General features: G+C 53.6%; 1 pseudogene. It reads right to left on the reverse strand.

The window, feature by feature from the left end:
• A pseudogene (locus tag ALO43_RS30115) lies at positions 1 to 98 on the reverse strand (TetR/AcrR family transcriptional regulator); the annotation flags it as partial.
• Positions 99 to 319: the final 221 nt, after the last annotated feature.

Consider the following 319-nt stretch of genomic DNA (forward strand, 5'->3'; position numbering starts at 1 on the left):
GCAATATGATTGGTGGTCACGCTTCGTTCGCCCTGCTGATTGAACAGCTCCAGACTGGTTTGCACGATGCGTTCACGGGTTTTGGTACGGGTTGCCATGCGGACAAGGCCACTCTAAGTGCTAATCAGATGATGGCAATCTTAACGCAGGCAGATGCCGCAATGGTGGCAGAATCGAAGCAGCACCAGTGAAGAGTCGACGCAGGCAAGCTGAACACAAGGTGTCTTAGCCAATTGCTGCGCGTCGAGCATCATCCGCACCACAGTAAATAGCCCCAAAATCGGGGGTTTGGGCTGAAACATGGCCGATAATCGGCGCA

The sequence above is a fragment of the Pseudomonas tremae genome (assembly GCF_001401155.1).
Classification (GTDB): Bacteria; Pseudomonadota; Gammaproteobacteria; order Pseudomonadales; family Pseudomonadaceae; genus Aquipseudomonas; species Aquipseudomonas tremae.